Origin of the sequence: Paenibacillus zanthoxyli JH29 (assembly GCF_000520715.1) — a bacterium.
Classification (GTDB): domain Bacteria; phylum Bacillota; class Bacilli; order Paenibacillales; family Paenibacillaceae; genus Paenibacillus_AQ; species Paenibacillus_AQ zanthoxyli.
Genome location: NZ_ASSD01000536.1, coordinates 1 through 26660, shown reverse-complemented (window position 1 = coordinate 26660; position 26660 = coordinate 1). Strand labels below are relative to the sequence as shown.

At 51.7% G+C, this 26660-nt stretch carries 20 protein-coding genes; 13 read left to right on the top strand and 7 right to left on the bottom strand.

Annotation, left to right across the window (positions count from 1 at the left end):
- On the top strand, nt 1-869 hold an 869-nt coding region (locus tag L691_RS0120925; RefSeq protein WP_025692294.1), incomplete at its 5' end, for a helix-hairpin-helix domain-containing protein.
- Between the two features lie 162 nt (nt 870-1031).
- Here L691_RS0120925 and L691_RS0120920 read toward each other — a convergent pair.
- A complete protein-coding gene (locus tag L691_RS0120920; protein ID WP_025692293.1) occupies nt 1032-2765 on the bottom strand; it encodes a CPBP family intramembrane glutamic endopeptidase in 1734 nt (577 codons plus the stop codon).
- A 198-nt stretch (nt 2766-2963) separates the two neighbouring features.
- Between L691_RS0120920 and L691_RS0120915 the strand changes: the two genes are divergently transcribed.
- Both L691_RS0120915 and L691_RS0120910 read left to right on the top strand, forming a co-directional pair.
- Complete coding sequence (locus tag L691_RS0120915) at nt 2964-4322, top strand: TrkH family potassium uptake protein (protein WP_036737566.1); 1359 nt, start codon at nt 2964-2966, stop codon at nt 4320-4322.
- Nucleotides 4323-4335: 13 nt separating this feature from the next.
- On the top strand, nt 4336-5001 hold the full coding sequence (locus L691_RS0120910) for a potassium channel family protein (RefSeq protein ID WP_025692291.1): 666 nt from the start codon (nt 4336-4338) through the stop codon (nt 4999-5001).
- A 195-nt stretch (nt 5002-5196) separates the two neighbouring features.
- On the opposite strand, the gene L691_RS0120905 is transcribed toward L691_RS0120910, so the two are convergent.
- The 4 genes from L691_RS0120905 to L691_RS0120890 form a co-directional block, all read right to left on the bottom strand.
- Entirely contained in the window at nt 5197-8484 is a 3288-nt protein-coding gene (locus tag L691_RS0120905) for a type 2 lanthipeptide synthetase LanM family protein (RefSeq protein ID WP_025692290.1), read from the bottom strand.
- A gap of 102 nt (nt 8485-8586) precedes the next feature.
- On the bottom strand, nt 8587-9567 hold the full coding sequence (locus L691_RS0120900) for a site-2 protease family protein (RefSeq protein WP_156934306.1): 981 nt from the start codon (nt 9565-9567) through the stop codon (nt 8587-8589).
- Between the two features lie 286 nt (nt 9568-9853).
- On the bottom strand, nt 9854-10090 hold the full coding sequence (locus L691_RS0120895; protein WP_036737554.1) for a mersacidin family lantibiotic: 237 nt from the start codon (nt 10088-10090) through the stop codon (nt 9854-9856).
- A gap of 46 nt (nt 10091-10136) precedes the next feature.
- Nucleotides 10137-10325, bottom strand: a complete 189-nt coding sequence (locus L691_RS0120890) for a mersacidin family lantibiotic (protein ID WP_025692287.1) — start codon at nt 10323-10325, stop codon at nt 10137-10139.
- Nucleotides 10326-10560: 235 nt separating this feature from the next.
- On the opposite strand from L691_RS0120890, the gene L691_RS29640 reads away from it, so the two are divergent.
- From L691_RS29640 to L691_RS0120850, 7 genes are all read left to right on the top strand, one after another.
- The gene (locus tag L691_RS29640; RefSeq protein ID WP_036737551.1) at nt 10561-10815 is read left to right on the top strand and encodes a response regulator transcription factor; all 255 of its coding nucleotides are present in this window, start codon (nt 10561-10563) and stop codon (nt 10813-10815) included.
- The gene (locus L691_RS0120880) at nt 10808-12955 is read left to right on the top strand and encodes a peptidase domain-containing ABC transporter (protein WP_025692286.1); all 2148 of its coding nucleotides are present in this window, start codon (nt 10808-10810) and stop codon (nt 12953-12955) included. Before L691_RS29640 ends, L691_RS0120880 begins: the two co-directional genes overlap by 8 nt.
- The gene (locus L691_RS30815; protein ID WP_025692285.1) at nt 12939-14597 is read left to right on the top strand and encodes a S8 family serine peptidase; all 1659 of its coding nucleotides are present in this window, start codon (nt 12939-12941) and stop codon (nt 14595-14597) included. The genes L691_RS0120880 and L691_RS30815 overlap by 17 nt, the downstream gene beginning before the upstream one ends.
- A 327-nt stretch (nt 14598-14924) precedes the next feature.
- Nucleotides 14925-15839, top strand: a complete 915-nt coding sequence (locus tag L691_RS0120865) for a polyprenyl synthetase family protein (protein WP_025692283.1) — start codon at nt 14925-14927, stop codon at nt 15837-15839.
- Nucleotides 15840-15955: 116 nt separating this feature from the next.
- Nucleotides 15956-16132, top strand: a complete 177-nt coding sequence (gene comX / locus L691_RS32205; protein WP_156934305.1) for a competence pheromone ComX — start codon at nt 15956-15958, stop codon at nt 16130-16132.
- Between the two features lie 13 nt (nt 16133-16145).
- Complete coding sequence (locus tag L691_RS0120855; RefSeq protein ID WP_156934304.1) at nt 16146-18527, top strand: ATP-binding protein; 2382 nt, start codon at nt 16146-16148, stop codon at nt 18525-18527.
- Nucleotides 18505-19161: a response regulator transcription factor gene (locus tag L691_RS0120850; RefSeq protein ID WP_025692281.1), complete on the top strand. Its 657-nt coding sequence runs from the start codon at nt 18505-18507 to the stop codon at nt 19159-19161. Before L691_RS0120855 ends, L691_RS0120850 begins: the two co-directional genes overlap by 23 nt.
- Before the next feature lie 54 nt (nt 19162-19215).
- On the opposite strand, the gene thrS is transcribed toward L691_RS0120850, so the two are convergent.
- Together thrS and L691_RS0120840 are read right to left on the bottom strand one after the other, a co-directional pair.
- Nucleotides 19216-21153 (bottom strand): threonine--tRNA ligase, encoded by a 1938-nt coding sequence (thrS, locus tag L691_RS0120845; protein ID WP_025692280.1) that lies wholly within the window; start codon nt 21151-21153, stop codon nt 19216-19218.
- 408 nt (nt 21154-21561) lie between these two features.
- On the bottom strand, nt 21562-22470 hold the full coding sequence (locus L691_RS0120840; RefSeq protein WP_025692279.1) for a LysR family transcriptional regulator: 909 nt from the start codon (nt 22468-22470) through the stop codon (nt 21562-21564).
- 326 nt (nt 22471-22796) lie between these two features.
- On the opposite strand from L691_RS0120840, the gene L691_RS0120835 reads away from it, so the two are divergent.
- The 3 genes from L691_RS0120835 to sdhB all read left to right on the top strand — a co-directional run bounded on the left by L691_RS0120835 (nt 22797) and on the right by sdhB (nt 26131).
- Nucleotides 22797-23465, top strand: coding sequence for a succinate dehydrogenase cytochrome b558 subunit (locus L691_RS0120835; protein WP_025692278.1), 669 nt, complete (start codon nt 22797-22799; stop codon nt 23463-23465).
- Between the two features lie 15 nt (nt 23466-23480).
- Nucleotides 23481-25226, top strand: coding sequence for a succinate dehydrogenase flavoprotein subunit (gene sdhA / locus L691_RS0120830; RefSeq protein ID WP_025692277.1), 1746 nt, complete (start codon nt 23481-23483; stop codon nt 25224-25226).
- Between the two features lie 140 nt (nt 25227-25366).
- Nucleotides 25367-26131: a succinate dehydrogenase iron-sulfur subunit gene (sdhB, locus tag L691_RS0120825; RefSeq protein WP_025692276.1), complete on the top strand. Its 765-nt coding sequence runs from the start codon at nt 25367-25369 to the stop codon at nt 26129-26131.
- Nucleotides 26132-26660 lie beyond the last annotated feature (529 nt).

Sequence of the window (26660 nt, the reverse complement as noted above, 5' to 3'; positions counted from 1 at the left end):
ATGTGACGCAGTATTACAGCGAGAATCCGGCGCTGCAGCAGTGGCTGGGCGTCAAGGTCATGGTGCCGCAGCGCGGACTCAAGAAGCAGATGGTCCGCATGGCCTGCGAGAACGGGCGCGTGGCGCTCGAAGAGAAGTTCCGCCTGATCGAGCGGGACGAGGAGCGCACCTCCGGCGCAGCGCAAGGGCTCGGGCAGAGTTTGGGACTTGAGAGCCTCAGCCGGATCGAGGCGTTCGACAACTCGAACATCCAAGGGGCGAATCCCGTGTCGGCGATGGTCGTGTTCCTCGACGGCAAGCCCGCGAAGAAGGAGTACCGCAAATACAAGGTGCGTACCGTGCAGGGGCCTGACGACTATGAAACGATGCGCGAGGTGATCCGCCGCCGCTATGAGCGGGTGCTGAAAGAGGATCTTCCCCGACCGGACCTGATCGTCGTGGACGGCGGCAGAGGCCAAATTTCCGCGGCTGTCGATATTCTGGAGAACGAGTTAGGTCTGTTCATCCCGGTCTGCGGCCTCGTCAAAGACGCCAAGCACAAGACTGCGGAGCTGCTGGTCGGCGACCCGCCGGAGCCGGTTCATCTCGCTCGGGACAGCGAGGAGTTTTATCTGCTCCAGCGCATCCAAGACGAAGTGCACCGTTTCGCGATTACGTTCCACCGCGAGCAGCGCGGCAAGTCGATGGTCACGTCGCGGCTTGACGCCATCCCGGGAATCGGCGAGAAACGGCGGAAGCTGCTGCTCAAGCATTTCGGGTCGCTCAAGAAGATCAAAGAAGCGACGGTAGAGGATTTTCGCCCCCTGTCCATCGGCGACAAGCTCGCCCGGCAGATTTTGGACGCACTGAAAGACGAAGAAAAGGTATAGGCTTCGGTTGTCATAAGCACGCAAATCTAAATGTTCTTCTATCCTAAATAAACAGCCCGGGAGCGGATACTCCCGGGCTGTTGCTTCACCATCTGTATTGGGTCCGAAGCCCGCCAAGTGAGAAGGCGCTTGCTTCGGTGTAATTCTCAAGCATCCCGGAAGTTAAATCGTATGCTCCGGTACAGGACCCGGACCGGGCTCCGGCCCAGGGTCCGGGGACTGCGGCCCCCGTTCCTTGCCCGGCGGATTGAACAGATACACAATGTAGCCGATGAGCAGCGGTATAACAATCGTAACGACACCGGCGATCACATTCACCGGCTCGCGCATGAAGATCAGGGTGACGCCCATAAGTACGCTGTCGAACACGACATGGCTGAACATGACGGCAATAAAGCCGTACCGCAGAAAGATATAACTGAACAGCAGGCCGATCACCGTCAGCTCGATCGGGCGTGAGCTGATGGGATAGATCGGATAAAGTGTATGTCCGAACGCCCAGATAAGGGTCGTAATCAGGCTGGCGAGCAGGGTGCTGCGCACGATTTTTTTCAGCATCCGGATGCCGAACAGGCGATAGACCGCTTCCTCGGAAAGTCCGGCCAGCCACGCCACGATCGGCAGCAGCCAGGCATAGCGCATATTGTAAGGGGACTGTGAAGCATCCGTTGTCGACCAGTTATGCAGCGTGTACTGCAAAATGATGAACATCAGCGTCTGCACGCCAAGCAGCACGAACGCCCAAATATATCCGGCATAGACGCTGTCCATGAGGTATCTGCCGTAGCCCGGCTCTTTGGCGCGGGGCCATGGATTGAGCCCTTCCTCTTTCCGCCACAGGCCGTTTCCGCCCACCAGAGAGAAATAGAGCAGCGCGGACATCAGCAGACTGTACAGCGTATAAATGATGAACATAACGATGGTCGTTATCCGGTCAACCGTGGCTGTGCCGGTCGTTTCGGGCAGCATATTGTAGGTGCTGATCATCATAATGACAAAATGGGCGATACTTAAAAAGACACCGCGTGCAAAAGAAGTGTGTTTCCGGCGGAGAATACTGTAGATTAACGCCAGAACGCCGAGCGCGAACGTAGGCAGCCCGTAACCGAACAGTGTAAAGCGGCCCGCGCTCGACACTTGCGATTTTACATAGTCGGTATGCCACTCCGGCGCGGAAAATCCGGGCTTGAAGTACGATACTTCCCCTGCGGTAAACTTGAAAGCATAGCGCAGCGGAGCTTCCCCGACTTTGACCGAGCTGTCGGTATAGATCAGGCCGTAGCTGCCGGTAGAAGGGAAATTCCGTTCCAGCCGTGCAGGGTCGGCTCCCCACTTATTCAACCATGGTGCTGCAAGCCGTTCCTTCTGCTGCGGGGTTAGCGAAGCGTCGCTGACGATTTCTTCGCTCCCATCCTTGCCGGTGAGGGCTGCTTCCGTCTCGTTCGCTTGCTTTCCGGCTCCCGCAGGGACGCGGGTGAAGCCCGCCGTCTCGCCGGTATACATATTCAGATCGACCGCCAGATTTGCCCATTTATCCTCCTGGGAATCTAGGGAAGCATGGAAGGTATCGTATGGATAGCGGCGGTCCAGCTTTCTTTTGCTGTAATCCTCCAGCAGGCTTTTTCGGGACATGTAGCCGTAAAAAGAGGAATCCGACATATAAGTGACGATCCAATTGTCGCCGGGTTCCGGTATGTATCCAAGCTGTTCTGCCGCAAAGCGGATCGCCTTCTCGCGGGCTTCCGATTTGCTGATCGCCTGCTCGTTGCCATAGCCTTCCTGAGTAAGTGAGGGGACGATCTGGAACATAACAAACAAGATCAGACCGATGAGGCCTGCGAGAACAAGTCTTTTGGAAATGGGCCGTTGATGCAAAGGTTGGCCGTCGCGATTCATGAAACGCCTCCTTGGATATATGATTTCTAAAAACGTTTAACTACCTTAAAATATCACATCCGGGATACGAAAAGCCATTTTTTAGGCTATAAACAGTGAAATTCACTGAAAAACGATGAAATTGCAAACTAAATTTGATACGATCGCCTAAGAACAATGTATGATGAAAACACACATTTTATGGATGGGGTGATGGATATGGCTTCACAAATACCGAAGGTTACCGAATTCCGCTGGCTGAAGCTGTCTCCTCCCCAAATACTGGTGATCGGCTTTGCGGTTATCATATTAATCGGCGCCCTTCTGCTCATGCTGCCGGTCTCGCTGGCCCCGGGGAACACAATCGCGTTTCTGGATGCGGTATTTACGTCTACATCGGCTGCCTGCGTTACCGGATTGGTCGTTCATGATACGGGCACGTTCTTCTCGACCTTCGGACAGGTTATCCTCATGCTGCTGATCCAGATCGGCGGCCTGGGCTTCATGTCGATGGCGACCTTGTTCGCTCTGGTGTTCCGCCGGCGCATCTCCCTGCGGGAGCGGCTGGTGCTGCAGGAAGCGATGAATCAGAGTTCTATGGAAGGCATCGTCCGGCTCATCCGCAGCGTCCTGATCTATTCACTGGTCATCGAAGCCTGCGGCGCGCTGCTGCTTACGCTCCGCTGGGCTTTTGATATGCCGCTGGGACGAGCCGCCTTCTTCGGCGTGTTCCATGCCGTCTCGATGTTTAACAATGCGGGCTTCGATCTGTTCGGCGGATACCGCAGCCTGACCGGATACGCCGATGACCCGGTTGTCAATATAGTGGTCATGTTTTTGATTATCTCTGGCGGGATCGGCTTCATCGTTATGTCGGATGTTATGGATTACCGGCGCAAACGCAAGCTTTCGCTGCACAGCAAGGTTGTCCTGTCCATGACCGCCGCGCTGATCGTGACCGGTGCCGTTGTTCTTTTTATATTCGAGTTTACAAACCCGCGTACCTTGGGCTCGCTCGGCTGGGGCGGCAAAATATGGGGGGCTTTCTTCCAATCCGTTACCCCGCGAACGGCCGGCGCCAACACCTTGGATATGCCGGGTCTTAGGCAGGCCTCGCAGTTTTTTATTGTGATTCTGATGTTCATCGGCGCTTCTCCCGGCTCGACGGGGGGCGGTATCAAGACGACCACGTTTACGATTATGATCGGAGCGGTGATCGCGATGCTGCGCGGACGAAATGATATCGTGCTGTTCCGCTACCGTCTGGCCCAGGAACGGGTGTTCAAGGCGCTGACGATTACTCTGCTGGCCCTGCTGCTGATCGTCGCCGTCTCGATGGTGCTTTCGACCACAGAGGAGGAGCCCTTTTTGAATCTGCTGTTCGAGACGACATCGGCCTTTGCTACGGTGGGGCTCAGCCTGGGTGTTACGCCGAATCTCTCGGCGGTGGGCAAAATCCTCATCTGTCTTACGATGTTCGCCGGCAGGCTGGGCGTATTGACGCTGGCCTATGCGCTGGGACCGAAAAAGGGTAAGGAATTGTATCGCTACCCTGAAGGCAAAATGATTATCGGATAAGGGGATAACGGGAATGAAAGCACAGCAATTTGTAATCATCGGCCTTGGCCGCTTCGGAGCCAGTCTGGCGCTTGAACTGATGGAGATGGGATATGAGGTGCTCGGCATCGACCACAACGAGGAACGGGTGGAGGAAATGACCGGCAAGCTGACGCATGCCGTCATGGCGGACGCTACGGATGAGGGCGTGATGCGGTCGCTGGGCGTTCGGAACCTGGACTGCGGCATCGTGGCGATTGGAGACAATATGGAACGCAGCATCCTTACCGCCATCCTCCTGAAAGAATTGGGCGTCAAAATGGTGGTAGCCAAGGCGATCTCCATCCTGCACGGACGCGCATTGGAGAGGCTTGGAGTGGACCGGGTTATTTTTCCGGAGCGCGATATGGGGGTTCGTGTGGCGCATCAGCTGGTGACTCCGCACCTGCTCGATTACATCGAGCTGTCCAAGGAATACAAAATCGTCGAGCTGACCGTTCCGTCCTGCATGGACGGCCAGAGCCTCGCCGAGATCAATACCCGCGCCAAGTATGGATGCAGCATCATTGCGCTTAACCGCGGGGGCGGGGTTATCGTCGCGCCGACCGCTCACGACCATGTCAATGAAGGCGACATTATGGTCGTGATCGGCTCCAATGAGAGCATCGATCAATTTGAGGAGGAAGCGGTGAACCTGTAGAGGCCAAGCTGTTTTCCCAAAAGAGCAAAGTACAATAGATCCTAGTTCACTGCCGACTGTTGAACCTGAGTCAGCCAAGGAAGTATCTCTGGCCGGACTCATTTTGCTTTGCTGCCCGCCATCTATACTGGAGAAAAATTTTCTGCAGTATATGGCGGGCAGCGCCCTGACATATCGCTTATCGGTTTTCAAGGATTATCGCGGTCCGGCGGAAATCTCCAAGGACAATACGGAAGGCACCCGCTCGGGATCAGCCAGACGCAGCAACTGGTATCCGATTCCTGAATATCCAAGGAAGAATCCCGGTGTCTTCAGCCCGCGGGGAATCCCGGTCCGGTATGCCCCATGTTCTTTCCTTTCCCTAATCATTTGATCTGCCAGAAGGCGGGCCATTTCCGTGTGCTCCGGACGTCCCAGCTTTATACCGGATAGCAGCAGTAGTTCGCTGTTGCCCATATCCCCGTGGCATAAACAGTGGCTTGCCCCTATGCCGCCGTTCAGAGTGGCTTCGGTAGCAGTCTCAATCTCAGCGAGCAGCGCTTGCTTATCCGCACTTCGTGTCTCATACATGAGGAGTCTTCCTAAACCGATTCCAGCCGACCCGTGACACCAATATTTAGATTGATAGGCTGCCGGGCCTTCCTTTCGCAAATCGGCCCAATTCCCGTGCTCCCGGGAGAATAATGCACGCTCAAAGGCAAGTGCAGCCTCTGCATGCTCATGAAATGCCGTTATTCCGGATTCTTCCCAGAGAAGATGCAAGGCAAGAGCAATTCCTGCTGCTCCGTGCGCAAAGCCGCCGAGAGGCTGCCGTGTCTGCAGGAGTGAAGGCCAGGCGATGCCGCGGTCTGCGCGGATCGCATGAGCGTGAAGATGATTTCCGTAATGGATAGCGGCAGTAAGCGCCTCCTCGATGCCAAACCGTTTATATACTTGCAGCAGGACGAGGATAACCCCGGCAGCGCCGCCAAGCACATCATAACATTGATCCTTGGCTACGATAGCGTTCAAGCGCCCAACAAGGTTTTTCTGGAGATCGCTCCATGAGGGATGGGCGACATCAAGGCTGATGAAATGTGACAACGTATACAGAATTGAGGCTTGGCCGTAAAAAGCTGAACTGAAGTTTGCATGGTAAGGAAGCGAAGCCAGAGAGGTCTGCAAGGCGAGGCGCGCCGTTTCTGAGTAAGCCTGTTCTCCCGTGATTGAACCGAGATATGCCAGAAAAAGCGCCGGCCCTGCCGTACCGTCATACAAACCGCCCTTCATCGCGGATACATTCCATTGTTCCCGATAGTTCATTCCCACGTCTATCCATGTCGCATCCGACCGGCTCTTGCTGAAGATCGCCTGCTCCAGCAGATAGTCGCCGATTTCAGCCGCGTATTTGATGTACTCGGCGGATGATTTTTCTTTATTGAAGCAGGAAGATGGATACTCCTGGTTAGAGGAAGCGTCCCCGGTGGGCTTGACTGTCAATAAATCGCCTGCGGTGGAACAGCATCCGGGCCGGGAGGTATTCCATTCAGCCGATCCGAGAATGGAGGAAATAATCCAACCGGTCTGGCGCTTTTCTTCTATTTCGTCCAAGGTGGTGATGCGTTGTACGGCTAAATTAAAGCTGTCCGAAGGGAAGAAATCAGGAATTCTCGTCCCCCGGCTGTCGAACAAATCACGGGAGCCGGGCTTTGTTGTGAAATAAGGAATGTCACCGTACAGCAGGTCTTCCCGCTCGGAAGAGATTGCGCGTACATCCAGGACTGTATACCAGAGCCGATCCAGCAATTTTTCCCGTTCAATAGCGTTCTTGGTGTAATTGGGATGGTTGGCTTCGATCAGAAAGTTGGCGTAGAATTGAGTGGGTCTAAGAATAATCCGTATGGTATCGTTCTTAAACGGGGCCAGCGGGCCATCGGACTCGTTCAACAGTTGCGCCAAGTTCTGACGGAGAATGGAACAGGCTTTCCGAAAGCCAAGTACAATATCGTCTACAAAGTCACTGGCATGGGTATCCTGCTCACCCAACATCGGCCTGTTGTTGGAAGGGCCGGACCATCTCGCTTTACGGACGAACCGCATCTCATCCGTATCGTCATTCTCAACCTGCAGTACAGGGAAGGGCAAAGGCTGATCTCCACCTCCTCCCATACCGCTCATTTCTACACCAAATCCCTCTTCGTTCTGATAAAGCAGGAGGGGTAAAAGTCCGGTACCGATTACAGAGTCTACTACTTTTTTCTTCGCTTCCACATCGGCAGTATCCGGGAAATGCAGTGCGGGACTGTTATGAAATAAGGTCTCCAGATCGATAGGGACCGGATGTTCTCCTTGGGCTATTACATTCTCCATATGAAAATCGGTGCCGCGAACGCTGTACAAAACAGCCAACAGTCCCCCCAGGCGCTGGTAAAAGCGGGCGACCTCAGTTGTTGTGTCGCAGCTCTCTGCGATAATGCATTCCTCCCAGCCGTAAGTGCCTCTATCCAGTACAAGGAGCGGCTTAAAGGCGGGAAAAAATCCTTTTTTGTTCATCCAATTCAGAAGTTGGCTAAAGTGGAGGGAAACTCCGAGCGGTTTCGGTTTATACATCAGTTCCGTACCGGATTCCAGGCGAAGGCGCATAACGGAACGTCCCTGCTGATGCGCATCACCCATTCCAGCCGTAAAGGATTGGAGCCTGTCTTTGCTTGACGGGAGTCTCAAAGCTGCGACAATTTCAGTATGGTCAGCCTTGAAACGGGCAACCGCTTCAAGCACAGCCTCAACAATGAAGCGGGTACGGATCATGAGCATTCGGGCAAGCAGCGGATATTCGCTATAAATAAACTCCAGGCCCTTTACACTGCATAATTTCTTTTTTACGAAGCTCTGAAATCGTTCCTCCGGCGTCTTTCCCTCAAGCTCCTTGAGCTTTTTGGCTATATGCAACTCAAGGACCAGCGTTCGGGCTCCGAACTGTAGTAGACATTCGGCCAACTCATTGAGCAAATTTTCGCGCATGGCATCCGTATTCACGATCCGCTCGATATGATCAATATCCGCAATAGCCTGATCCCATCTCTGAGCAGCCCAGAGCAAAAATGGACGGAAGGCCGAGACGAGCTTCAGAGAAACAGGGCCTTGCAGGGGAATTGAACGGTTAAGCCGAAGAGCCTCTTCCAATTCCGGAAGACCTAGCCAATCTTTATAATGGGCAGTTGGCAAGAGGGTCGGAAGCTGCTCCGAATTGATGCTTGCCGTAATCAGCTCTCTGAATCGCTCTTCCGTCCAATGGTCCGCAGCCAATCTGCTGCGGAATTGTTTATCGTCCAGCAGGAGCGTATCCTGTCTCCACTGGCCAATTTCATTCGGACTATATTCCTGAACCTGCTCCGGACACTTGAACTGGGAGCCGAGCAAGGACTCGCGTTCTTTCAAGAACAGGGATGAGGCATTCCGGCTGTTAAGCTCAGCTAAGCTGGAGTTGGCGGTTAACAATGGCATTTTTATTCCTCCCATGATTCTTAATGCCTTAATGTTAGCAGTATCGGTCATGGGAAGGTACTTCGCAAAAAGGCGCTTTTCAGGAAGTCGAGAGCAGAATCCTCACGACAAGAGGCTCTCAATTCGCAACAAGGTGTGTCGCTCGACATGATAAGTACCGAACGGCTTGAACCAGCGATCCAGCAGCAAGCTGGCTCGTGACAAATGCTCCTCAGCCTCCTTCTTGTTGCCCTGTACAGCCAGCATTGCTGCCCAAGCCTTGTGGTAGCTGTATGGCTCCCGCTTGGGCAATTCTTCCACAATGGTTGCGGCTTCATGACGGGAGTACTCGTTTGCCGGATGACGCAAAAGCAGGTGGCTTGCATAGAAGCTGTCAATCATGCTGCGGATAGGCGACGGATTGGAAGACCGCTTAGACAAGGCTACCGGTTGTATATACTGGACTGCCTGCTCCGGTCGCTTTCTATCGGCAAAGTGATAACAGAGGAATAGCCGCAGTTCGGACTCTTCAGCCAGTTGCTCTGAAGTCCGTTCAGGCAAACTGTCCAGAAGCCGGACGGCGGCGGCGATGATCCCGGGATTCCATTCACTTGGATGGCGGTCGGAAAGGTAATCCTTCTGCAAAATAACGCTGGACATCAGGAGGGAGGCTCTTGCCGATTTCCTGACCAGGATCATGAACAGCTTTCCGTCGGAATGGCCAACCCCATTAGGTAAAGGGGCAAGCGTTACCGCGCCAATAGCCAAATTAATCCACATTAGCCATTCCCCCCATATATGTATAGGCTGGCCCAGGATCGGAATGAGCAGACCGGTGAGTAGGCTGGCGGCGGGTCCGCCAAGAGACATCCAGGACCATTTGTACGCCATTTTTGCCGGATCGTCAGAGCTTGGACCAAAGCGCACTGTTCCTCCAAAGCGTAGCCAGTTATAGTTAAAACGCAGAAGGAGAGAGCGTTCGGTGAAGAGCAGGCGGAACGGTCCGACAATCATTTCCTGCGGCTTGAGTCTAAGCGCAATCCCGGTGAGCAAGTGGCCGGATTCATGGATTAGAACGGACAGCAGGAATGCAGAAAAGATCATGGCTGCCAGGGAAATGGCACTGCCCGTAGATGGATACAGCAGGACTGTCAACATGCACAATATGGATAGAGCAAGAAGGAGGGGCAACGGCGCGAATAATCTTCTCGTATTCGTAGAAGCACCAACTTTCTGTATATGTAGTTGACCCGCATATCTTAATGATATCCGCTCAGTAAAGGGAAGACAACCCATTAATATCCAGTCTGGAATAATGCGCAGTAAAGTGTACAGCCGTAATACGGCTGTACACTTGGGAAGGTGATTATTGAATATCGTCCATTCCAATTTAGCAGCTTTTGATGGTCAATACGATGGTTACGCCTACAGCGATGCCGCCGCCCACAGCCGCGCAGGTTGCGGAGGAAGCCGCAACTGTTGCGGCAACAGCACACACAGGCGTAGTTTCAGGCTGTACATCGGCTCCGCCATATACACGGGATAATTCGGAATGGCTAAGTTCTACCAGAACCTCACCAGCAGGATGGGCATTTTCCAAAGCGGCCAATACGTCTTCTCTTCTCATTTGATATTCCTCCAATGTATATAATTTTGGTTTTGAAACAGCAGGATTAACACTTAGCGACCGAAAGAATAACTCCGACACCTACACCGATAAAGAATCCGCATAAAGGCGTAGTTTCAGGCTGTACGTCGGCTCCGCCTTGAACCCGTATTAATTCGTCATGACTCAGTTCTACCAATGGGGCACCTGCAGGATCTTCAGTATTCAGCGACAGGAGAGCGTCTTTGCGATTCATGAGCTAACCTCCTTTCTGTTTTGTTTGCTTTCTACGTTTCCTATCTTACTTCTGTTATCGCGGCCTGTGTACTACGCAAAATTGCAGTATATTCCAGCGGACTGCTGCGTGATCCGCAACGAACAACCCGCCTGAGATTTGTGGTAACTCAGACCCGGAATTTCGGTGCAAGACGGGTTGTTTCATCCTAACATTGAAGCTGTAGGACAACAGACTGAAAGGAGAGTAGGATGCTTTGTACCTGAGTGAAAAGGAAAAAGAGGTGGCCATTCTGATCGCACAAGGGATGAAAGATGTAGAGATTGCACAGAAGCTCTACATCAGCAGGAGGAGAGTCGGGGAGATCATATTTAGAATTAAGGATAAGTGGGGAATATTCTCCAGAGTCGAGATTGGGATACTAGTCTATCACTTTGGTTGGATCTTCCCTCCCCAATCGGCGTTGGAAGCCGAGAAAACGGTAATGAACCGGGGACTCTCCCATGCGTAAAAGAGCGCCGTTCATTGAGCAAATGGAGGATGCCGAATGCGGTATAGCCTGCATAGCCATGGTGCTGGGATACTATGGATGCTTCGTTACACTTCATGAAATCCGCGAGCGGTTTGGTCTGTCCAGAGGCGGGAGTTCTCTCCTGCAGCTAATCAATATCGGTTCAGGTTACAGTATGAGATGCAAGGGGTTCAAAGCGGGATTCGGTCAGATCAAAAACTTGCCATTGCCAGCGATAGCCCATTGGGAAGAGAAGCATTTTGTTGTAATCGAGAGGGTGGGTACAAGGAGTGTAACCATTGTCGATCCCTCCTTCGGCCGCAAAAGGATCAGTCGCGAAGAGGCGGAAGCCCGTTATAGCGGGCACATACTTTGTCTTGCGCCGGAAGAGTCGCTGCAGCCAAGAAAAGCGAAAAATAAGTGGAGATTTTTTATCGAACTGGCCTTAAAGCAGCCTAAATGGCTGATCTCGATTCTGGGCGTCTCTCTTATTCTGCAGAGCTTCGGCTTAATCGCGCCCCAGCTTACAGCCTATATTACTGACCATTTACTATTGGATTCTTCGCAGGACAAGTTTGCCGTAATCGGTGCTGCTCTGCTTTCTCTCTTCATATTTTACGAGCTGTTTTCCATATTGAGGGGCTGGTTCCTGGCCAAATTGCAGTCGTCCATGGATCTGCTGATGATGACGACATTTATAGGGAAGCTGTTTCATCTACCTTACTCTTTCTTTGAATCACGAACAGGGGGTGAACTGCTGTTTCGAACCAATGCGAACGTATATATCAGGCAGATTCTCTCCAACCGCATGGTAACCATAATTATTGATTTTATTTTGCTTATCTCCTACGCGGTTCTAATGCTTGTCAGATCAACAGGACTTGGGGCGGTGGTTATAGGAGTGGGCATTGGAATTTTCTCTATATTAATTGTCACTACTATGATTACCCAGCAGTTTGCCAGCCGTGAGATCACCGAACAAAGCAGAACACAGAGCTTCTTGGCGGAGTGTATTTACGGCATAACGGATATCAAGCTACTTGGAGCGGAACAACATTTGCTAGGGTCCTGGAGCCAATTGTTCCGTAATCAGCTCAGCACTACGCAAAGACGCAGTATTTGGATCTCACTGCTGGATTCATTTTCTTCCGGAATTCAGTTTATTATGCCGCTGCTGCTGCTGTGGGCGGGGAGCGGGGCAGTTATGCAGGGGACCATGACGCTCGGAGGACTGCTGGGATTCAATGCGCTGGCAGCCGCATTCATGATACCCATCGTCTCTCTCGGTTCCGCATATACACAACTATTGTCAGTCGGTTCCTACTTGCAAAGAATTCATGACGTAGTTGAAGCAAGGTCAGAGCAGGAAGAAGGAGGGGAGGAGGTGGCAAGTTTGCAGGGGAAGATTGAGATGAACCACGTATCCTACCGGTATTCAGCCTTCTCACCATATGTGCTGCAAGATGTGCATCTCTGTATTGAACCGGGAGAAAAGGTAGCCATCGTCGGCCCGTCCGGCTCCGGAAAAAGCACGCTTGCCAAGCTGCTGCTGGGTCTTTACCGCACGACCGAGGGAGAAATATTGTATGACGGACGTCCTATTGATCAACTGGAATTTGCTTCATTGCGCCGAAATATCGGCGCCGTTCTTCAAGACACCAAGCTCTTTCAAAGAACAATTGAGGATAATATAAGAATGCTGGATGAGCAAATTTCCATAGAGCAGGTTGTGGAGGCCTCTATGACGGCCAATATACATGACGAGATTATGAAGCTTCCGTTAAGCTATGCCACAATAGTCTCGGAGAATGGCGGGAGTCTTTCCGGAGGACAGCGTCAGCGTCTGCTCCTTGCACGCGCCCTGGTTAATAGGCCGCAGGTTCTGTTGCTGGATGAGGCTACCAGTGCGCTGGATAACTTGGCCCAAGCAGAGATTGACCGTGCATTATCAGCTATGAATTGTACGCGGATTATAATTGCCCATAGACTTAGTACTGTAATAAATGCTGATCGGATTATCGTGATGAATGAGGGGCATATTGTCGAAACGGGAACCCATCATCAACTTTTGGCGCAACAAGGGCTGTATTATCAATTGTATACGAATGAGGAGGAGAAAAAGCATGATATTGCCATTTAAATCAGAACGGATGAACATGAGGGTTAAGCGCGGGCGGAAGCTTGTACTCATCGTTGCAGCAGTTATATTTTTGGCGGCATCTCCAACTGATAATGGGGTGCTCGCTGCGGCAATGAAGCATTCATACGGAGATGGCGATGGTGGGGAAAAAGCAGCTTTCACCTCATCGGTGTCCGTCACGAAGATGACCTATTCCTCCTCGATTCTAGAAGATGGGGACCTATCCACCGTTCGGCACAGCCGATTGATTATATTTAAAGAGGGAAGCTTCCCCGCGCATCCGGAAGAATTACTACGCAAATGGCCGGAGATTGAGGCTACTTCGCTGCCCGAAGCAGGCATGCTGAGGCTGACCGGCAATTCACTGCCGCAGCTCCAGCAGGCGGAAGCGGAACTGCGCCAGATATATTCCGACAGCATTGAGCAGGTCGGGGAAGATCCTAAAATTATAGTTAGTGATAAGAATGACGAACTCCCGAATGCAGCCTATCCTTCAGCCAACAGCTTGCTGAAGATCAGAGATTGGAACAGTACCGCAGAGACCACCCTCCAACCGAAGAATTTTCTCCGTAAAGTACAGACTGGCAGCGAAGATGACTCATCGCCCCTTATCGCCAATGCCACCTTGTATCAAAAATGGGGGTGGGATATCAAGGAGGTGACCAATGACGGGCGAAGCCTGTCCGTGCAAGCCGGAAACCATAACATCGTTGTAGCAGTAGTGGATAGCGGCATAGATGCCTCTCATCCTGATTTAAGCGCGAACATCATGAACAGCGGCAAATCATTCGTACCTGGTGTAGCTGATACTTCCGACTGGATCGGGCACGGAACTATGGTTGCGGGAGCGATTGCCGCGAACGGAAAACTGCTCGGTGTCGGCCCAAATCTTGGATTGGTTGCTTATAAGGTATTTGAACAAGGAGAAGCGGACAGTTCATGGGTTATTGAGGCAATTATACAGGCTGTGCGCGACGATGTAGATGTAATCAACCTGAGTCTGGGCACTTATAAATCTCTGATCAAGCCGGAGGATCAGGCTGTTCTGATCGCTTATACGCGGGCCTTGACATACGCGTACTTGAAGGGAGTTGTCGTAGTGGCTTCTTCTGGTACTAATGGTCTGGATATCAGCAATCCCTTCCGCTTGGCTGGAAGTCTGGGCTGGGAGAACGATCTGGCCGTCCATGCTCCGGGGGGATTACCCGGTGTAATTACAGTATCGGCTTCGAACCGTGAGCATGAGCGGGCTTTTTATTCCAACTATGGCCTGCCTAATATGATCGCCGCTCCTGCAGGCGATTATGGCAGTACATGGTTTACCAAAGGAGAATTGAACCTGTTAAGCATGTGCCTGACTACTTATCCGACCCAACTCCCCCAGTCGTACCTGAGTCAGCTTGCTGGGCTCCCCGCAGGCTACGAGTTCATGATCGGAACGAGCCTTGCTGCTCCCAAGGTCTCTGCGGCTGCTGCTCTGTTGATAGCGGAGGGACGGGAAAAGGGCGTCAGGATAAATCCGGATATTGTAAAGAAAGTATTGCTCCGGAATGCAACAGATTATGGTGTGCCGGGTCCGGATGGCGATTTCGGGGTGGGTGTGGTCAATATATACGAAGCCTTAAAGAACATACGTCTGTGAAGCGGGAGGAAGATTCTCAGCAGAAACTGTGTGGAACCGATTGCCATACGCTGAATTCTTCGCTTCAATCTGGTTCGGAGAAGGAAACAGAAGCTATCCGACCCAGTCTATACGGGATGTTGGTACATTCGCGAATGGTCATGATCAGCCGTCTGCTTGCCAAAAAGCGTCGTTGAATCCGGAATTTAAGCGCTCTGTATCCAGGAAGCTGGATGCAGAGCGCTTTTTTATCAAGGGGAAATGGGTTTACTTTCAATAAAAGTTGTGCTTAGGGATGATGTCTATTAAAATCAAATGTGGGATAATCCTATTTTGGGAGGAAATGGAATGGAAATGCTGCGCAGCAGGGTTGAAGGTGAACTAAGGTCCGTCCTGGAAAAATATTTTGTGGTCGAGCATTTGCACCGGATGGCAGTGTCTTTTGTGGAAAGCAAGTTGAAAGAGTCGTTGATCTTCAGCAAACTATGTGTAATCCATTACCGGATGTTGGGGGGAAACCATGCTGATATATATAAAGCCGCAGCTTCGCTGGAATTGATCATTCTTGGATTAGACATTATCGACGATTTGCAGGATCAAGACCACGGCTCCATGCCCTGGTGTCAGGCCCCGTCGGCCCTTTCCCTGAATGTTGCCATTGGCTTGTTGACCGCGGCTCATCAATCGCTGCTGGATTGCGATTTCGATGAGAAGCTGCTGTTGAAGTCATCCGAGCTTATGAACAGGCAGCTTCTGAAATCAATCAATGGACAGATGCTGGATTTGTTGAACGATGCCGGAAGCGAAGAAGAATATATCCGCTTGATTGAGCAAAAGTCTGCTTCTCTTCTGGTACTGGCTTGTATGACCGGAGTGATGCTGGCTACAAGTGAATGGAACGGAACGGTAGCTGAATATGCCAATGAAGTCGGAATTGCTGCCCAAATGAAGAATGATATCCGGGATATGCTGAATTGGGAAGAAAAGAATGATTTTATCCATCGAAAAAAAACCGTCCCGACTTTGTACCTCATTCGTTCACTGGGGGAACAGCATTGGCTTGCCTCCTACTTCAAAGGACAAGGAGTTCCGGAGGAGGTGTTGCGCCGCAAACAGGAGATCAAGCAGCTATGCGATATACACGGAACGCTGCTGTACGCCTCTGTAAAAATGCGTACCCATTACTATAAATTTATGGAAGTTTTGGAATCCGCCCAATTGGACAAGAACTGGAAGGAGCAACTGGTTCTTTGTCTAGGCTGATTCCCTTTGCGGACCGCAATCCGAAATGCGGTAAATACGAGGGACATTGTCGTTTTACCTCCTTAATTCTCCTGCTATATTGAAGGTAAGAAACGGATTTAAGGAGGCATTGGAAGATGACTTTGAATGAATGGGTAAAGGAATTGGTGGAGCAGCCTCAAAAGGTAGGACAGTTATTAACGGGACAACTGCAGCTTGCCGGTATCTCCGCACTTGAACAACGGGCGTTGACAGAGACATTTAGACGAAAAGAAGTACAGGGTGAGCCATTCAAGATCGACATATGGGGATAAATATTAAGCTTGCTTGGAGGAAACGATGATTCGTTCATTAACTCAACGGGCGTTTATTGCCGGATTAAATCTCGGACTGGTTCTGTTGGTCGCTCACTTCGTGCTGATTATACATAATAATATCCTGCTGGGTATATCCCTGGAGGAAACCTCAGCTGGCCAGTATATTATTTCCGAGATTCACACCTCCAGCAAAGAAGCGCTGAGCAGCTTACAGGTAGGGGATCGGGTAATAGAGATCAACGGAAAGCGTCCTGGAGACATAAAGGAAGTGCAAAGGTATGGATCTGTAGCACGAATAGGCACGATTTCCATTATCAGATATCCAGAGCAGGGTGCCCCTTTCCACATGACCTATCGAAACGAGAATAGGCCTTCCGCTTATCAGACATTTACTCATCTTGTAGTTCCAGGCTGTACATTTTTGATCATGCTGCTGCTAAGTCTGATTCTGTACCGGAAGAACGCCAATGACCCTGCTTCGGCATTGCTCATATTCTTCTTTTTGATGATAGGGACAGGCTATCTTGCAGGATATGCTTCCAGCAGTCAGGATACGACGGGAAGGCTGGTGCTTATGTGCTCCTTGCCGCTTATTCCTGTAGTTTTTTTACACTTTTTAAAAATGTATTTGATGCGTTTCAGTATTACTCTCTTGTCCGGAAGAGTCCTGAGCGTGTTATATTTTCTCGCCCTGGCAGCCAATGCATTGATGGCGGCCAGTATTATGGGCAACACATGGAGTTATTTCTCTTATTCATTGACCCGGCTGTTAACGATATCTTTTTTCATCTTTGGTGTTTTCTTTGATATTTTCAAGTTGATTCAATGCTATCTAAAATTTCGGAATGTCGAGATTAGCTCCCTGTTCAAAATCATGCTCCTGGGACAGATCACCTCATTCTCTCCTTTTATACTATTAACTCTACTGCCGCAGTTATTCGGCAGGGCGATTGTTTCATTTGAAATATCCACCATGTTCCTGATTATGCTGCCGATCACCTATGTTTATTTGCTGACAGCGAATCAACTATTTGATGTCGATTTTATTGTAAGCCGCTTTAAATATTATTTGTCGATCGCATTGTTTCCGGCTGGGTTAATTGTAGCTGTTTTGGCTATGATACAGAATCGCGATGAGTACCCGTGGATCAGATGGATACAGATGTTCCTAGTAGTCTACTTGTTTATAATCGTTTTTCTTTTTTTCAAAGAGAAGCTGGATTATTTTTTCAGAAACATTCTGGATCGCAAACCGCTGGATTATCAGGATAGTCTTGAAAGGTTCGCGAAACGAATCGGCAGTATCATGAAACACTCGGATTTGGAAAATGTTCTGCAAAGGGAAATCTCGGAGCTACTATCGGTGAGCAGAGTGGAGTTCTTGACCCTTCCTGAGCGTCCGGAAGAAGGAAGCAGTCCCCATGAGGCGGCCGAACTGCTATATCATCTGCCTAACCTGCCGAACATAGGCGAAGCCATTCAAATGAACAAGGGCGTCATGCTGGTGCTGGGAAATCACCGGGGCCAATTCTATATTCTGTGGATTAGCCATAAGAAGAACCATACGCGATTTAATCGGGACGAAATGAATTGGTTGAATACCATCTCCAACTATTCGAGCATTGTATGCGAAAATTTATATTTTATTGAGGGGCTTGTGGAGGATTTGGAATCTGAAATGAATAAACGAAAAGGCTCATCCTCCTGGGTGTCGCGATTGATATTTAATCTAGCAGAGAATGAACGTCGAAAATTGGCGGCGGATTTGCACGATTCCGCGCTGCAGGATCAACTGGTCTGGCTGCGGCGGTTGGAGAACCTGCTGCTGGAATTTTCTTTTTCTGTAGAAGTAAAGCAAGAACTGCTGGCGATCAAGGAAGGGCTTTTGGATGTCATCTATCAAATCAGAGAGACTTGCAATGAGCTGCGGCCTCCTCTGCTAAGAGAGATGGGGATTGTAAAGGCCCTTGAGAATTTATTTGAATACGCCCAGCTGCAATCCAATTTCACGATAGAATTTAACACGAGACCTGTTGAGGAACTGGAAGATGAACTGGTGATTACATTGTACAGAATTACGCAGGAATTACTGCGTAACGCTAGCAAACATTCAGGAGCGAGCCAAATAATAATCACTCTGGAGCAAAAGGAAGCGATCCATTTCACTTATAAAGACAATGGCATAGGGATGGATATTATAAATATGCAGGAGTCCTTTCTGCATATGGGGTTGTCAGGCATTAAAGAGCGTGTAGTCAGTCTGGAGGGGGAATGTGAGTTCTTCTCAGAAAAAGGAACAGGATTTAAAGTCTTCGTGACGTTGCCTTTAACAGCTTCTATGGGTATACAGAGTGGAAGGAAGGAAGAAGATGATTCATATTTTGCTAGTTGATGATCATCCTTCAGTCGGTGAAGGGACCAAAAATATGCTGGAGCAGGCTTCTGATATCGAGGTTACCTTCGTATTGTCGGCTATGGAAGCCCTTGATTTGTTGGAAACCCGGAACTTCGATATCATTTTGTGCGATCTAAATATGCCGACCATTACAGGACTAGAGTTCACCAGGAGAGTTATTCAGAAAAACAATGAATGCCGGATTGTCATCTACACCGGGTACGAAATCAGTGCTCATTATAATCTGCTGATCGAATCCGGTGTGACCGGCTTCATCTCCAAGGCGGCTTCCAGGGAACAGTTGTTAAATACGATCCGCTGCGCTCTGAGGGATGAAGCGGTCATTCCGGTATCCTTATTACGCCAATTGCGCAGGAATGAAGTCAAGGTTGCCGTGAACAGGGTGAATCAACTTCCCGAGGATGTTTCCATTAACCAGAGGGAACAGGAAATTTTGCAGGAGGTCGCCAGCGGGAAGAGTAATAAGGAGATCGCCGCCAAGCTGTTAATGAGTCAAAGAACGGTTGAGTACAGTCTTACACGTGTTTTTGAGAAACTAAATGTACATTCCCGTTCAGAGGCGATTGTAGAGGCCAAGCGTCTGCAGCTTATAAGAACGGAGAATTTCTGAGCCTCTCCTTTTCCCCGTTAGCTCCAAGGTAGAGGCTTGTACTTCGTCTGCCCTTCAATTCAATAGTGGCGGCGTGTCCTGGCGTTTGGCACGGATTTCTTCGGTCATCTGTCCGATCAACTCCGCCAGGCTCCGGGAACCGAGATCGCCCTCGCCCCGTTTTCTCACGGACACATTGCCGGAGGCCAGCTCGTTCTCGCCGAGAATGAGCATATACGGTGTTCTTTGCAGCTGGGCTTCACGGATCTTGTAGCCCAGTTTCTCGTCTCTAAGGTCCATGCCGGCGCGGATACCGGCGTCTTCCAGCGACTTCTTCACCTCGAAGGCGTATCCGTTAAACTTCTCCGACACGGGCAGAATCTTGGCTTGAACCGGCGCAAGCCAGAGCGGGAAAGCGCCGGCGTAATGCTCGGTGATAATTCCCATGAACCGGTCAAGCGAACCGTACACGGCCCGGTGGATGACGACCGGACGATGTTTCTGGCTATCTTCGCCGATATAGGAGAGATCGAATTTCTCGGGCATTTGGAAATCCAGCTGGATGGTCCCGCACTGCCAGCTTCGTTTCAGTGCATCCAAGATATGGAAATCGATCTTCGGACCGTAGAACGCTCCGTCTCCTTCATTCAGGCGGTAGGGAATGCCGCTGGCCTCCAGACACTGTCGCAAAGCCTGTTCCGCTTTGTTCCACAGCTCTTCAGAGCCCATGGAATCTTCCGGCCGCGTCGACAGCTCGACGGTGTACTGAAAGCCGAAGACCTGGTAAATATGGTCGATCATTTCAATGACGCGGCCGATCTCCTCCTCGATCTGCACCGGCAGCACGAACAGGTGGGCGTCATCCTGGCAGAAGGTGCGGACCCGCATCATCCCGCCCAGCGCTCCGGACAGCTCGTGGCGGTGAACCTGTCCGAATTCCGCCAGCCGGATAGGCAGTTCCCGGTAGGAGTGCAGATTGTTCTTGTAAATGAGCATATGGCCCGGGCAGTTCATCGGTTTAAGAGCATACTTAATTTCGTCCACATTGGTGAAGTACATATTGTCCTTGTAGTGATCCCAATGCCCGGACTGTTCCCACAGCCGGTTATTCATCATCAGCGGGGTGCGCACTTCATGATATTCTCGCTGTCTCTGCAGTTCCCGCGCAAAATTCTCAAGCTCGTTACGGATCGTCATCCCGTTCGGAAGGTAAAAGGGCATTCCCGGCGCTTCCTCGGAGAACATGAACAGTTCAAGCTCTTTGCCGAGCTTGCGGTGGTCGCGTTTTTTGGCTTCCTCAAGGAACAGCAGATGCTCATCAAGCTGCGACTTTTTCGAAAACGCGGTCCCGTAAATCCGCTGCAGCATTTTATTGCTGGAATCTCCCCGCCAGTAAGCCCCGGCGACGCTTAACAGCTTGAATGCCTTAATACGGCCTGTCGATGGAAGATGGGGGCCTCGGCACAGATCGGAGAATTCGCCCTGATCGTAGATGCTGATAACGGCATCCTGGGGCAGATCCGCGATTAGCTCCAGCTTGAGCGGCTCTTTCAGCTCCTCGAAGATGCGAACGGCTTCGTCGCGGCTGACAACCCGGCGGACGATAGGGAGATCCTCTTTGATCACATTCTCCATCTCTTGCTCGATTGCGGCAAGATCACCGTCAGTCAGCGGCTTCTCTATGTCGATGTCGTAATAGAATCCGTCTTCGATCACCGGCCCGATGCCGAGTTTGACCGCCTGGGCGCCGTATATACGTTTGATGGCCTGGGCCATAATATGCGCCGCGCTGTGTCTGTAGATTTCCAGTCCTTCTGTGCTGTCCAGCATAACCAGCCGAAGGAGGCTGTCCTTATCGATCGGTTCACTCAGATCCGCCAGCTTTCCGTTGAGTAATCCTGCTACGGCCTGTTTGTTCAGTCCCGTACTGATGAACTCCGCCGCTTGTCCGATTGTCGTGCCTTGCGGGTACCTCCTAATTGCGCCATCCGGTAAAGTTACTTTGATTTCCATCTGTCCAGCCTCCATTTCCTGATTATTTTGGGAAAACACAAAAAACGCAGCTCATCCACAAAGGGACGAGTGCGTTTAAGCTCGTGGTTCCACCCTGATTCGACCTGCGGCGCGTAATGCCCCGGCTGCTGCCGGACACTGCCGCTGCAAGTCCTCATTGATATCCGGTAACGGGGATAACGCGGTGCCGCATACTGCCGTGAAATCTAAGCTATCGTGTCACGGGTTCAGCGCCACGGCTGCAAAGGGGTAATTTACGCATCCGATTGCCGAAGAAGCTTTCAGCCTGAGCTTCTCTCTCTGGACGGCCCGTGAAGGAAATCATGTCTTTGGTCATTGCCTGATGGGGATGTTGAATTGGATGGATATTACATTACCCCACGTTCTCTAGTCAAGTCAAGCGCAAATTTAAAGAGCGGCTGGCCTTCCCTCATGAAACACTTCTTCCGTCACCTGCACCAGACTCCGCGCTGCCGCGCTTAAATCACCGGTGTCGCGGTAGATCAGACAGGTGGTCCGCTGGGTCAGCTCCAGTTCCTTGATGTGCAGGGAGGCAAGCCCCCCTCCCGACAGCAGCTCCGGACGAAGATAGGAATTGGGCAGCAGCGCCGCCGCCTTGATCGTCGGGAGCAGCCGGATAATCGCCTCGAAAGAGTCGATCTCCATACGGATGTCCGGCTGCACGCCGCTGCGCTGGAACAGGTCATCCGTCATGCGGCGGTACCAGGTTCCCTTGGAGAACAGGATCATCGGCAGACCCTTCAGATGCTCCATTTCAAGCCTGGGAAGCTGGGCGAGCGGATGATTTCCCGCGATAACAAGCCGCAGTTGGTCCTCGAAGAGCGGGATGCAGCGCAGGCCGGATTCCGCGGTGGCGGAAGCGATCAGGCCGACCTCCGACCGTCCTTCCCGCACCGAGGTAACGATCTCATGTGTCTTGCCCGTAATCAGCTTCAGCTCGGCGGCGGGATATTTCTCCATGTATGCGTTTACGAGAGGCGGCAAAGTGGTCTGAATCGTAGTCAGGCTGGCTCCCAGCGTAACGGACAGCGGCTCGCCCTGCTTGAATTTGGCGAGTGCCTCCAGGAATTTAAAGCGCTGCTGCCGCTGCTCCAGAGCATAGCTATATGCCAGCCGCCCGACCTCGGTCAGTTCAAGCCTTTTGCCATAGCGGTTAAACAGCGTGACACCGAGCCGCTCCTCCAGCTTGGAAATTTTGCGCGAGAGGGCAGGCTGTGACAAATTTAGTTGACGGGAAGCGCGATTAAGGCTGGACTGCTCCACAACAACGGCAAAAATATCAAGGTCGTCAAACATCGCTGCACTCCTTCCGGCTGCTCCAAAGCGGATGAATCTCCTTTTTTACAGGGACTTCTCAGCAAGGACTCTTATGCAGATATTTTATAACGCATAATAATTAGATTGCAATTCCCTTATAAGCTGAAAAAGAGTAACATACAAAGTGACACAGGATATTCACAATTTATAAAAAATGAAGCAAAGCCTTGCCGGGAGCGGAAGAGGCTTGGCGGGACGGGGTGTTCGGCTGAAAGCAGCCGTCAATTCCCTGTTTCAACTCCCGGCCCGAAGGTGTATGCTCATTAATGAAAACGCTGTTTTATTCGGAAAGGGGACACGGCAATATGAGAGGCTTTTATTCCAGAAAAATTCATTCCTTGCTCGGCGTAATCCCGCTCGCGTTCTTTTTCATCGAGCACATACTGACGAATTTCTCGGCGGTGGAGAAGGGGGCAGCCGGGTTCAAGGAAAGTGTGCTGTGGCTGAACAGCTTGCCGCTCGTCTTCTTCCTGGAATTATTGTTCATCTGGCTTCCCCTGCTGTACCATGGCGTCTACGGGCTGTATATCGCCTACCAGTCGAAGCCGAACCTGAACCGCTTCAACCTTGAACGGAACTGGCGTTATACGCTTCAGCGGGTCAGCGGCATCGTCACGTTTATTTTTATCATATGGCATTTGTATGAAACCCGGGTGCAGGTGGCGCTTGGCAACGTTACGCATGAAGAGCTCGGCGGCGTGATGCATGATATCGTTCCCCAGCCGTTGTGGCTTGCTTTTTATATCGTTGGCATCGTGGCGGCCTGCTTCCATTTCGCCAACGGACTGTGGTCCTTCCTTGTCAGCTGGGGGATCACGATCGGCCCTCGCTCGCAGCGGGTTTCGTCCTATATATGCATGGGCCTGTTCGTCCTGGTAACGTTCATGTTCCTGCTGTCGCTTGTCACGTTCCGTGACAGCGAATTCAAGACCGCTGAGGCTATTGCCCAAGCCGTAAATACTGTCATCCAATAAGGGAGTGAACCTGTCATGGCAACAGCCGATATCATTATCGTGGGCGGCGGCTTGGCCGGCCTGATGGCTACCATCAAGGCGGCGGAGGCCGGTGTTCATGTGCATCTGTTCTCACTTGTTCCCGTCAAAAGATCGCACTCGGTCTGCGCGCAAGGCGGCATCAACGGCGCCGTTAACACGAAGGGCGAGGGCGACTCGCCGTGGGTGCATTTTGACGACACCGTATATGGCGGCGATTTTCTCGCCAATCAGCCCCCGGTCAAGGCGATGTGCGAGGCGGCCCCGGGCATCATCCATCTGATGGACCGGATGGGCGTCATGTTCAACCGCACGCCGGAGGGGCTGCTCGACTTCCGCCGGTTCGGCGGGACGAAGCATCACCGGACGGCATTTGCGGGCGCGACGACCGGGCAGCAGCTCTTGTACGCGCTCGACGAGCAGGTGCGGCGCTGGGAAGTCGAAGGCTTTGTAACGAAGCATGAGAACTGGGAATTCCTCTCCGCTGTGATCGACGATGAAGGTGTCTGCCGCGGCATTTGCGCTCAGGATTTACGCACGATGGCCATCGAGACGTTCCCGGCGGATGCGGTCATTCTGGCGAGCGGCGGTCCGGGGATTATTTTCGGCAAGACGACCAACTCCGTCATCAATACGGGTACGGCCGCAAGCGCCGTGTACCAGCAGGGCGTACATTACGCGAACGGGGAGTTCATCCAGATTCATCCGACGGCCATTCCGGGCGATGACAAGCTGCGGCTGATGAGTGAATCGGCGCGTGGTGAAGGCGGGCGCATCTGGACCTACAAGGACGGCAAGCCGTGGTACTTCCTTGAGGAAAAATATCCGGCCTACGGCAACCTGGTGCCGCGCGATATTGCCACCCGTGAGATTTTTAACGTCTGCGTCGATCAAGGGCTCGGCATTAATGGCGAGAACATGGTCTATCTGGACCTGTCGCATAAAGATCCGAAGGAACTGGACGTCAAGCTCGGCGGCATCATCGAGATTTATGAGAAATTCATGGGCGACGATCCGCGCAAAATCCCGATGAAAATCTTCCCGGCGGTCCATTATTCCATGGGCGGTATGTGGGTCGATTACAATCAGATGACGAATATACCCGGCCTGTTTGCGGCGGGAGAATGCGAATATCAATATCACGGAGCGAACCGGCTGGGCGCTAACTCGCTGGTGTCGGCCATTTTCGGCGGCATGGTGTCGGGGCCAAAGGCCGTGGAATATATCAAGGGGCTGAAAAAATCGGTGCAGGATGTCCCCTCTTCCGTGTTCGACGGCTACCGGCGCGTGCAGCAGGACAAATACGAATCGCTGCTCGGCATGAGCGGAACGGAGAACGCCTATGTTCTTCATAAGGAGCTGGGCGAGTGGATGACCGCCAACATGACGGTGGTCCGTCATAACGTGAAGCTTGAGGCGACCATCGGTAAAATCAAGGAACTGAAGGAGCGCTACCGGGGCATCAACATGAGCGATGCCTCGGGCTGGAACAATCAGGGCGTCGCCTTTACCCGTCAGTTGTGGAACATGCTAGAGCTTGCGGAGGCGATGACGCTGGGCGCGCTGCTGCGCAACGAAAGCCGGGGCGCGCATTACAAGCCGGAATTTCCGAAGCGCAATGATGAGGAATTCCTGAAGACGACCAAGGCGTCATGGACGCCGGACGGGCCGAAGATTTCGTACGAAAACGTCGACGTGTCGCTGATTCCTCCGCGGGTCCGCGACTATTCCAAGGACAAATAACCCTGCGCTTTCGAAGCCAGTTTTGCGAAGTGAATTCACAGAAGCATATGCTACCAAAACTAAGCCTACGCTTACGAAGCCAGTTTTGCGAAGTAAATTCACAGAAGCATATGCTACCAAAACTTTTAGGAGGGGTAACTATGGCGGAAACAGCGGCAACTCCCAAAAACGTGAAATTTATTATCACCCGCCAGGACGACCCGCAGAGCGAGTCTTATACGGAGGAATTCAATCTTCCCTACCGTCCGGGGATGAACGTCATCAGCGCCCTGATGGAAATTCAGCGGAACCCGGTTAACGCCAAGGGCGATACCACGGTTCCCGTCTGCTGGGAATCGAACTGTCTGGAGGAAGTATGCGGCGCCTGCTCTATGGTCATCAACGGTAAGCCGCGTCAGGCTTGCGCCGCCTTGATTGACAATCTGGAGCAGCCGATCCGCGTCGAGCCAATGAGCACCTTCCCGGTTGTTCGCGACCTCGTCATTGACCGTACCCGGATGTTTAACGCGCTGAAAAAGGTAAAAGCCTGGATTCCGATCGACGGAACGTACGACCTCGGTCCGGGTCCGCGCATGGCCGAGAAAAAACGGCAGTGGGCCTACGAGCTGTCCAAATGCATGACCTGCGGCGTCTGCCTGGAGGCCTGCCCGAACGTCAACGCGAAGACCGATTTTATCGGTCCGGCGGCCATTTCGCAGGTCCGCCTGTTCAACGCCCATCCAACGGGCGAGATGAACGCCGACGAACGGCTGGAGGCGCTGATGACGGATGGCGGCATTGAGGGCTGCGGCAACTCGCAGAACTGCGTCCGGGCCTGCCCGAAAGGCATCCCGCTGACCACTTCCATCGCCGAAATCAACAAGCAGACGACGAAGCACATGTTCAAGCGGTGGTTGGGCGTGTAACATTCATAATAAGCGGCTGAGCATACGAAGCGGGCCGCCGCCGGGGAATGATCCGGTGGCGGCCCAACTTTTTGCCTTGAATAAAAGACCGATTTGATCCAACATGGAGATGTTATGCGTTTAATGCCTGGAATTTGGATGATGCCAGCACTCGATTATTTGTTCAAATATCAGAAAGTATAAGCTTCGCGTTTATCCTTTGCCTTATATTTCTACGAGAAACGATACCGTCCCTAACAGGACGGCGCAGCCGTTTCTTCTTCAGGCACTGGTATAAACGGGAAAACTTCCATCTTAATTTCGCAAGAAACAAGACTTGAGACGTTAAACGGGAAATCCTCCGCCTTATTGTCCGTTTTTCTTTATCTTCTACCAAATTGCCGGATTAAGATGGAGATTTTCCAGTCTGGACCCTAATCAAGCCCTCTTTTTGAAAAATAAGCGGGAGAATTTCCGTCCCATCCATCCGAAGCCTGATTAGTGCGCTTAAGTTGGAGTATCATTGTACGCCAATTCTATTTTTGTCAAA

What these genes read in the sequence shown, in the direction of transcription:
- L691_RS0120920 (WP_025692293.1), bottom strand. Translation starts at nt 2,765, where the DNA reads ATGAATCGCGACGGCCAACCTTTGCATCAACGGCCCATTTCCAAAAGA.
- L691_RS0120915 (WP_036737566.1), top strand. Translation starts at nt 2,964, where the DNA reads ATGGCTTCACAAATACCGAAGGTTACCGAATTCCGCTGGCTGAAGCTG.
- L691_RS0120910 (WP_025692291.1), top strand. Translation starts at nt 4,336, where the DNA reads ATGAAAGCACAGCAATTTGTAATCATCGGCCTTGGCCGCTTCGGAGCC.
- L691_RS0120905 (WP_025692290.1), bottom strand. Translation starts at nt 8,484, where the DNA reads ATGCCATTGTTAACCGCCAACTCCAGCTTAGCTGAGCTTAACAGCCGG.
- L691_RS0120900 (WP_156934306.1), bottom strand. Translation starts at nt 9,567, where the DNA reads ATGATCTTTTCTGCATTCCTGCTGTCCGTTCTAATCCATGAATCCGGC.
- L691_RS0120895 (WP_036737554.1), bottom strand. Translation starts at nt 10,090, where the DNA reads ATGAGAAGAGAAGACGTATTGGCCGCTTTGGAAAATGCCCATCCTGCT.
- L691_RS0120890 (WP_025692287.1), bottom strand. Translation starts at nt 10,325, where the DNA reads ATGAATCGCAAAGACGCTCTCCTGTCGCTGAATACTGAAGATCCTGCA.
- L691_RS0120880 (WP_025692286.1), top strand. Translation starts at nt 10,808, where the DNA reads ATGCGTAAAAGAGCGCCGTTCATTGAGCAAATGGAGGATGCCGAATGC.
- L691_RS30815 (WP_025692285.1), top strand. Translation starts at nt 12,939, where the DNA reads ATGATATTGCCATTTAAATCAGAACGGATGAACATGAGGGTTAAGCGC.
- L691_RS0120865 (WP_025692283.1), top strand. Translation starts at nt 14,925, where the DNA reads ATGGAAATGCTGCGCAGCAGGGTTGAAGGTGAACTAAGGTCCGTCCTG.
- comX (WP_156934305.1), top strand. Translation starts at nt 15,956, where the DNA reads ATGACTTTGAATGAATGGGTAAAGGAATTGGTGGAGCAGCCTCAAAAG.
- L691_RS0120850 (WP_025692281.1), top strand. Translation starts at nt 18,505, where the DNA reads ATGATTCATATTTTGCTAGTTGATGATCATCCTTCAGTCGGTGAAGGG.
- thrS (WP_025692280.1), bottom strand. Translation starts at nt 21,153, where the DNA reads ATGGAAATCAAAGTAACTTTACCGGATGGCGCAATTAGGAGGTACCCG.
- L691_RS0120840 (WP_025692279.1), bottom strand. Translation starts at nt 22,470, where the DNA reads ATGTTTGACGACCTTGATATTTTTGCCGTTGTTGTGGAGCAGTCCAGC.
- L691_RS0120835 (WP_025692278.1), top strand. Translation starts at nt 22,797, where the DNA reads ATGAGAGGCTTTTATTCCAGAAAAATTCATTCCTTGCTCGGCGTAATC.
- sdhA (WP_025692277.1), top strand. Translation starts at nt 23,481, where the DNA reads ATGGCAACAGCCGATATCATTATCGTGGGCGGCGGCTTGGCCGGCCTG.
- sdhB (WP_025692276.1), top strand. Translation starts at nt 25,367, where the DNA reads ATGGCGGAAACAGCGGCAACTCCCAAAAACGTGAAATTTATTATCACC.